At 36.3% G+C, this 7,353-nt stretch carries 9 protein-coding genes and 2 pseudogenes; 1 reads left to right on the top strand and 10 read right to left on the bottom strand.

The genetic code is table 11. From position 1 onward, the window contains the following. A partial coding sequence (locus ACEVFT_RS12225) for a transposase (RefSeq protein ID WP_393950038.1) occupies positions 1 to 618 on the top strand: 618 nt, incomplete at its 5' end. An 80-nt stretch (positions 619 to 698) separates the two neighbouring features. On the opposite strand, the pseudogene ACEVFT_RS12220 reads toward ACEVFT_RS12225, so the two are convergent. The 10 genes and pseudogenes from ACEVFT_RS12220 to ACEVFT_RS12175 form a co-directional block, all read right to left on the bottom strand. Further along, positions 699 to 839 (bottom strand): annotated as a pseudogene (locus ACEVFT_RS12220) (putative motility protein); the annotation flags it as partial. 150 nt (positions 840 to 989) lie between these two features. Beyond that, entirely contained in the window at positions 990 to 1,376 is a 387-nt protein-coding gene (locus ACEVFT_RS12215) for a DUF8042 domain-containing protein (RefSeq protein ID WP_205441283.1), read from the bottom strand. 12 nt (positions 1,377 to 1,388) lie between these two features. Further along, complete coding sequence (gene fliB / locus ACEVFT_RS12210; protein ID WP_205441281.1) at positions 1,389 to 2,633, bottom strand: flagellin lysine-N-methylase; 1,245 nt, start codon at positions 2,631 to 2,633, stop codon at positions 1,389 to 1,391. A gap of 174 nt (positions 2,634 to 2,807) precedes the next feature. Further along, positions 2,808 to 4,532 (bottom strand): flagellin N-terminal helical domain-containing protein, encoded by a 1,725-nt coding sequence (locus tag ACEVFT_RS12205; RefSeq protein ID WP_393950036.1) that lies wholly within the window; start codon positions 4,530 to 4,532, stop codon positions 2,808 to 2,810. Positions 4,533 to 4,918: 386 nt separating this feature from the next. After that, positions 4,919 to 5,206 carry a DDE-type integrase/transposase/recombinase gene (locus tag ACEVFT_RS12200; protein WP_393950034.1) on the bottom strand — a complete coding sequence of 96 codons (288 nt, stop codon included), beginning with the start codon at positions 5,204 to 5,206 and terminating at the stop codon, positions 4,919 to 4,921. Between the two features lie 103 nt (positions 5,207 to 5,309). Next, positions 5,310 to 5,441, bottom strand: a pseudogene (locus ACEVFT_RS12195) (helix-turn-helix domain-containing protein); the annotation flags it as partial. Between the two features lie 175 nt (positions 5,442 to 5,616). Next, positions 5,617 to 5,817 (bottom strand): hypothetical protein, encoded by a 201-nt coding sequence (locus ACEVFT_RS12190; RefSeq protein WP_205441272.1) that lies wholly within the window; start codon positions 5,815 to 5,817, stop codon positions 5,617 to 5,619. Positions 5,818 to 5,897: 80 nt separating this feature from the next. Then, positions 5,898 to 6,107: a carbon storage regulator CsrA gene (csrA, locus tag ACEVFT_RS12185; RefSeq protein ID WP_205441269.1), complete on the bottom strand. Its 210-nt coding sequence runs from the start codon at positions 6,105 to 6,107 to the stop codon at positions 5,898 to 5,900. A 4-nt stretch (positions 6,108 to 6,111) separates the two neighbouring features. Continuing rightward, positions 6,112 to 6,549 (bottom strand): flagellar assembly protein FliW, encoded by a 438-nt coding sequence (gene fliW / locus ACEVFT_RS12180; protein WP_205441266.1) that lies wholly within the window; start codon positions 6,547 to 6,549, stop codon positions 6,112 to 6,114. Positions 6,550 to 6,560: 11 nt separating this feature from the next. Next, positions 6,561 to 7,127 carry a DUF6470 family protein gene (locus ACEVFT_RS12175; RefSeq protein ID WP_205441264.1) on the bottom strand — a complete coding sequence of 189 codons (567 nt, stop codon included), beginning with the start codon at positions 7,125 to 7,127 and terminating at the stop codon, positions 6,561 to 6,563. Positions 7,128 to 7,353 lie beyond the last annotated feature (226 nt).

Genomic DNA, 7,353 nt, shown 5'->3' with positions numbered 1-7,353 from the left:
CTACCAAAACACGTCGTCGCAGATGCTGGATATGGAAGCGAACAAAATTATGATGATATCCTTTCGAATCGTAAACGAGAAGCCTTAATTACGTATAACTTGTATTTAAAAGAACAAAAGAAAAAGTATAAACAAAACGAATTCAATACAGCATACTGGGATTATGATGAAGAAAATGATCAATACACATGTCCAAACCAACAACAGCTTGTATTTAAATATCGTACCACGAGAACGGATCAATATGATTTCACGCGCGAGTTTAAGGTATACGAATGTGAAGACTGTTCCGAATGCCCATTTCGTTCATTATGTACAAAAGCAAAAGAAGGAAATAATCGTAAGTTAATAGTGAATGAGAAGTGGGAACAGCAAAAAGAATATGTAAGAACAAAGCTTTCAGAAGAAAAAACGAGTACCATTTATCGTCAACGCAAAATTGATGTGGAACCAGTTTTTGGATTCTTGAAAGCTAATTTGCGTTTCACTCGATTTTCTGTTCGAGGAAAATCGAAGGTTAAAAATGAAATAGGTCTGGCATTAATGGCTGTGAATTTAAGAAAATTCACAGCCATTAGGTATGGAGACAACATAAAAAATAGAGAAATCCAAATTTGAATGAATTCAAATTTGGATTTCTCACTAATTGAAGCTAGTTATGTCCCAGCCTCTACATTTCACACAATTATTTTATTCACTTATACACTTATGTCAATATTTCCACCAAGATGTGGTTGCGCTGCATATTGCAATTGCTGCACATTGGCTCTATCCATCAACTGTACTACTGTATTTCCTTGTTGCTGCGCTGCACCCATTGCCCTACTCATTACTGCTAATGATGCCTCCTGCTACACTTGACTTTGACTCAACATCATTGATATTTTCGCAATATCTCTCGTAAACTCCTTCGATTGTTTAATCCTACAATTCATTATTTCGGAAAATTCGGGCTTTATATTTGCATTTTCTATGCATCTATTCAAACTTTATTGCGCAACTAGTGGTCCTAAAACGACTTGTGCCTCTTTTTTCCAAGCATTAAACAATGGCGTAATATTATCTTTTGCTATTCTAAATTTAATATTTCGATCCAATAAATTTTCTTCTAATTGGAACGCGGAATTCGTTACATTACTAAAATCACGCACCAAATTAACAATGGCCCCTTCTTGTTCAAAAATTGACTCAAAGACTTGATTCGTTTGAATAATGCTTGAAAATGCAAGTAAAACATCCATTAAAACTGTATCGCTCTCGGTTTTCATAAGATCAGAATAGCTAGCAACAACGTACGCTAAACCTTCCTCAACTGTTTCTAACAGTGCTAAATACTCCCGCACTAATTGGATATCTTCTATTTTTAAATTTGTCATCTTCCACCCTCACTAGTTTTTTATCAGAATTGCCATATAAGACATTGATGTAACTTCATTTGCTTTTAAAATACTTAATATTCTGTTTAAATACATATTATTATGCTCTATTGTTTTTGAAAAAGATTGGATTAATTTAATAACTAAATCAGTTGTCAACCCTTCATGAAAGCCCGACATTCCGATTAAATGCAACTTAATTAACGCATAATGCACAACAAGCATTACATAATCTTCAAAAACCGTTTTTTGTTCAAGCGGGAATAAATTTTTGAACACATTATTTACTAAATAGTTTTCTAAAATGTATTCATGCTCTTGCATAAACGGCTTATAATAACCCGTCATTGCTTTGCGATATTGAATTTCTATATTTTCTATTGAATTTTCTTCAGTAAAATGAAGACCATTAAGCACCTCAGTTAAACACTCTAAATAACGCGCACCTGAAATAGTGTAATTGAACCTGAAGTCAACGAGCTCCTTACATAGCTTAATTTGAATCGCTAATTGTGACGGAATATCATCAATCCACTTTTTCAAGGTATTATCTGCCGTTAAATTCATATATTTTGCAATACTACTTGGAATGTCGTGGATATTTTTTTCATCAACAAGCTTTTGAATTTCTTGATAAAAAAGTCCTAAAATAATGATTCTTTCATCTAATGTGTACGCACGATTTTGTAACAATTGGATCGTAAATATACGTAACTCCCAAAAATATTTTTCCACCTTATTGCTAACGTGTAATGCTTGCGTATCGATCGTTCGCATCAATAGTTGGCGAGAATTCATCGGCTCTTCTATTTCGTCAAATTCTATTCCCTCTGGATTTAATAAAGCTAATCTCGCCGCTTCCGGGCATGACATCGTAGCAGATTTCTCGATTACATTATTTACGCGTTTCGGAATGCGCGGATAAATCGTACAAGTATTCGATAAATATTCTTCTCCTAAGTTCAATTGTATTTTACATAAATTTTCCTCCGACAAGAAGCTACATCTACCGCTATTATCCATTTTTATTCTTGCAAACGAGTCTTTTGTTGTACGAGAACGCTGTCTTTTTATATTTTCTTCAAATAACGGCTTTAATTCTTCGTTCCGCGACCTTTTGTATTTTTTATATGTATCTTCGTCTATATTAACGTTCCACCCTATACAACAAGAATCCTCACAGGCAGAGCCAATGCAAGAAAAATGTTGCATATATTGCGGTACAAGCATTCGTTGTTTCTTTTGATTGGTTGACATATCATTCACTCCTTCAATTAAGCTACCTTTATTATCGGTCAATCCTTATGATTGATTACAGTTTGCAGCAAAAAATTAGATAGGTAATAATAATTTTAATGGTGTATGTAAATGATCTTCTGAATGAATGAAAAAGGAACCCTAGCATTGCTAGAGTCCCTTGTGTTTTTAAAATTAACGTAATAATTGTAATACGCCTTGTGGCTGCTGATTAGCTTGAGCTAACATTGCTTGTGCTGCTTGAGAAAGGATCGAATTTTTCGTTTGTTCCATCATTTCTTTCGCCATATCTACTTCGCGAATACGAGATTCCGCTGCCGATAAGTTTTCACCAGTCGTTTCTAAGTTTTTAATTGTGTGAGTTAAGCGGTTTTGTACAGCCCCGAATGTAGCACGTTGGCTTGAAACAGCAGCTAATGCTTTATCGATTACAGAAATCGCATCAGCTCCTCCTTTTTGTGTAGCAACTGAAATTTTATTCACTTCTAAAGCTTTTGCACTCATGTCTTCAATATTTAACTTAAGGCGTTGTTCTGAAGCATTATTGGCGCCGATTTGTAATGTTAATCCGTCATTATCAATTTTTCCTTGATTCGCGAATTTGCTTCCATCGAAGCCTTTACCTGGAGCTAAGTCACCTGTACCATTTACTGTAAATGTCATATTTGAATCATCTAATGCTACACCATTTACAACTAAGCCTTTTAATGCATTTTTAATATCATCAGCTGTATTCAATGTTTTTTCAGAAGAAAGGGCAACTGTAATCGTTTTATCGTGATCATCTACAGCTGTTTGGATGTAAGATTGGTTGCCAGCTACAAACTTAAACGTATAACCATTTAATAAATCGTTAACAGTATCTCCGTCTTTATTTTTCATTTGCGTAAATGCAATTGTAAGTGTGTCACCAGGCTTATCACCAATTTGGAACTTTTCTGCGAAGCCTGCTGCTCCCGTTACAGCAGCTGCTCCATTTAGGTATGTTAATGATTTATTTAATTCATCAATTTGTTCTTGTTTAATAATTTTATCTGTAGCTGCAGTGACTTTAGTGTCAAATCCAGTAAATTTAAAGTCTGAGCCATCATCTTGGAATTCATCGCCTGTTGATTTGTAATAATACTTACCATCACTTGCCTTTTCAACTAAACCAGAAGATTTTATTGCTGTACCAATAGCTGTTTGTAGTTTAGCATCGGTATTAGAGTCCATTTTAGCAGATAATGTAATAACAAGCTCTTTCTTGTCTGCATCGTAGTAAGCTGTAGGATCTTGCGTATCGGCTCCTAGCTTGAAGCTAAGCTTGACATCATTCAGTGCAGACGTCTGAGCTCCTTCAATCTTTATTTGTCCTGTACCAGAATCAGTAGTACCACCATTTACTTGGTACTTAGTAGCAGTAACAGGGTTTTCACCACCAACGACAGTCGCTACACCGACAACATTGCCGCCAACTTTAAGAGAGCCGTCTTTGCTTAAATCTCCGTTTAAAAGTTTTTTCGTGTTAAATTCTGTCGATTCAGAAATTCGGTCGATTTCAGTTTTTAATTGCTCTAATTCTTTGTGATAAGCTTGACGGTCATCCTCAGTTTTTGTTCCATCTGCCGATTTAGTTGCTAACTGACGCATACGTTTTAAAATTTCTTGTGTTTCACCTAGCGCGCCATCCGCTGTTTGAATTAAAGAAATACCATCTTGCGCGTTAATTCCAGCTTGTTCAAGACCACGAATTTGAGCACGCATCTTTTCAGAAATTGAAAGACCTGCTGCGTCATCTGCAGCACGGTTAATTGCGAAGCCCGAAGATAATTTCTCCATTGATTTTGATTGGGCATTAGCTGCATTCGTTAATTGGCGGTGTGTGTTTAAAGCTGCGATATTCGTGTTAATTCTCATAATACGTTCCTCCTTGGAATGTTTTTTCGCTCACGTCCTTGTGAGCGATCAATGTATTTAGAAGAAGAGATGCTATCCGGCCGGGCTAGTATCACTTGCTTACACTATTATTATCGTTTGAAGTTCAAATTGTTTAAGACATTTTATAAAATATTTTTTAGGAATTCTAAAATATTGTTATTCTGTGAACAAAAAAGAACTTGCTGTAGCTTAAACTGCTCCCTGTCAAGTAGACAGTGGAAATAATAAAATGCTTTAAACGGCTTGATTCCTGTATTCTAAAGGATCCAAGCCGTGTAGTGTTTCTTGAACGATTATTGTTATTGAATTTGATATAGGTATCAAGAGCGTGTTTTAGTGCCTCATACGTCGCAAACTTCAAACTTCTATAAATAATACTTCACTACTTTTAATGTGCCCCAACATGCTTCATTCGGTCCGTTATCGCTGCAGCGACCTACTCTCGACATGCTATGTACTATTTTTGCTTCTTGTATGATTTGCTTAAACTGTTTCGAGGTATATTGAAAAAAACGATCACTCTGTAAAATCGGACATTCATCTTCAGCTAACCTTCGAATTGCAGGTTTGATGGTATTTAATACGAGTCCATTGTTATTCGAATGCCCTAAAACATAGCACACAATTGACTGATCAAACAAATCTAGCCACACTTAAATTGGCTTTTTTATATGGACCATTTTTAAATTCCATTACATCTGTACACCATTTTTAATTTGGTTTTTCCGCAGTAAATTTGCGTGCTAATCCATTTTTTTACACATACTCTCCGTCCAACTTAAACTTACGTCCCCATTGATACACCTGCTGGTAGGACACCTCATATTGAGCTGCCGCTTGTTGGTGATTTTTTCGGTTCGTTAGGCAAGCTTTCACGATTTCAATGCGCTCTTCTACAGTTTTTTTCTTCCTTTCGTCATAGTTTGGCTCATTCCTTTACCCAAATATTTTATTTCACTATGACTAATATAGATTTTCAACAACTTTTTGATACCGATAATTCGCTAATCCCATACTTTTAGAGCGCCTCTAACATCGTATAGTTACTGGATGTATATATAATCTACCACAGCCTTCTCTTCGGCCTCTTTAGCGTAGAATTAAGTGCTTCAGCTCCACCAACAATAAATTTAGTATGCCAAACACTTAAACTACTTAGATTAACGGAAAACATTCGACAAACTTCTTCTTTTGTATAAAGACTTTCCTCTACATATTGAATCGCTAATAATTTTGTCTCTGTTGCAAATCTCTGATTAGACATAAAAGCTCCCCATCGATAAACAGATTTTACTTTTTAATCTGTCTACCTAATGGGGAGCATTTCAGTTTAACGGTTCTCCATTATTTATTCTTAAAAAAATCAATCGACTTTGCGACTGCTTCCACGTTTGCTTCACTTACATCATGACGTAGCTCTCCTCGAATAATATCGATTGTTCTAGGGGCACGTACACCTACTTTAACGTAGTCACCTTTTATCTCTGTGATGACGATTTCAATATCATCACCAATCCATACTGTTTCCCCTACTTTTCTTGATAGTACGAGCATAGCTTCACCCCTCTTCTTTCGGGATGTTTAATGGGTGACGAATCATAAATGCATTATTATCTAAAATAATCTGTTTTGCTTGTTTGTTTGTTGTATTCAAAACAATCGGTGCTGTTAAGTTAATGGTAGAAGTCGTTAATGTATCCTTTAAAGTCACGATGCCTAGAACAGCCACTTCATGAACCTCTTGAATTTGTAAAGCTTCGATTGTGGCTTCCTCTAAGTCAAAGCTATAGTCCTTCACTGCGATAAACGGACTCGTCACAATGAATGCCAGTTCCTTTGTTTTGACGGATTGTAGCACTTGAAAAATACTTTCGTCAGAGATGGGCAACATGGCAAATTGTCGTTCTTCTTCAAATCCTGGTAGCCCATGCTGAAAGTAGATCATGTCTGCTTCATTAATTTCAAGTTCATTCCAGTAAGCTGTTTGTATTTTCATCAAATTCTCCTTTAAATAGTCCAATTAATCGTTATTGATGGATATTGTAAAACATCGATTTGTGTTTTGCCTTTTGTGTATTCATGAATTGGTTTTTGAATCATCACATCAATTTTTGGTTTTTGAGGTTGTACCTGGATGTCTACACTACTAGGTTTGTATTGTATTTTAATCGATTGATAAGAAGGGATAAATTTAATATTATATGGGCCAGGTCGTTTCGGTCCGTAGTTTTCTTTTGCAATGGACTGAATGGGCTGTGCTCCCTGTCCTTTTCCCGCACTTAACATCAACTTCCTTCCTTCTTGAGCACGACGCGCAATCCCACTAAGTAAATCTTTACGTCCTTTATCCGCATATTCCGCTATGACTACGCCCATTTCTTTAAACCCCAAATCCCCCAAAAATTTACTTCTGTCCATATTTAATGTGGGTCTAGTCGTTTTTATTTCTAGAACGGCTGCTGGTTGTTCGATTTGTAAATCAGCAGGCTTTTGCTCTATTCGCTGCTCAGCAGGAATCGTTTTCATGTGGAGTTGGATACCTTGACGTGTCATCTCCATACGTGGTACTTGCACGCAAATCCCTCCCCTTTCTAGGACCTGATGTTAGTAGTTATTAACGGATGAAATAACTTTTCTATTAAAACCCTTGTGACTGTCGCTTCGCTTTCATTACAGAACTTTAGTGTTGAAAAACAAAACAGTCAATTGAAAGGTAGAAATGGATTTCCGTTGCAGGCTACTTGCTTTCCTGTGGGCGAGCGCCGAATCGCTTCCTCCGCTACCGCTCCGCCTGTCTCGC

It is taken from the genome of Lysinibacillus sp. PWR01, assembly GCF_043359455.1.
Classification (GTDB): Bacteria; Bacillota; Bacilli; order Bacillales_A; family Planococcaceae; genus Lysinibacillus; species Lysinibacillus fusiformis_F.
The sequence above is the reverse complement of the archived record's forward strand: the minus strand, read 5'-3'. Positions and strand labels throughout refer to the sequence as shown.

Coding starts and splice junctions, on each gene's coding strand:
- fliB (WP_205441281.1), bottom strand. CDS start 2,633: ATGTCAACCAATCAAAAGAAACAACGAATGCTTGTACCGCAATATATG.
- ACEVFT_RS12205 (WP_393950036.1), bottom strand. CDS start 4,532: ATGAGAATTAACACGAATATCGCAGCTTTAAACACACACCGCCAATTA.
- csrA (WP_205441269.1), bottom strand. CDS start 6,107: ATGCTCGTACTATCAAGAAAAGTAGGGGAAACAGTATGGATTGGTGAT.
- ACEVFT_RS12215 (WP_205441283.1), bottom strand. CDS start 1,376: ATGACAAATTTAAAAATAGAAGATATCCAATTAGTGCGGGAGTATTTA.
- fliW (WP_205441266.1), bottom strand. CDS start 6,549: ATGAAAATACAAACAGCTTACTGGAATGAACTTGAAATTAATGAAGCA.
- ACEVFT_RS12190 (WP_205441272.1), bottom strand. CDS start 5,817: ATGTCTAATCAGAGATTTGCAACAGAGACAAAATTATTAGCGATTCAA.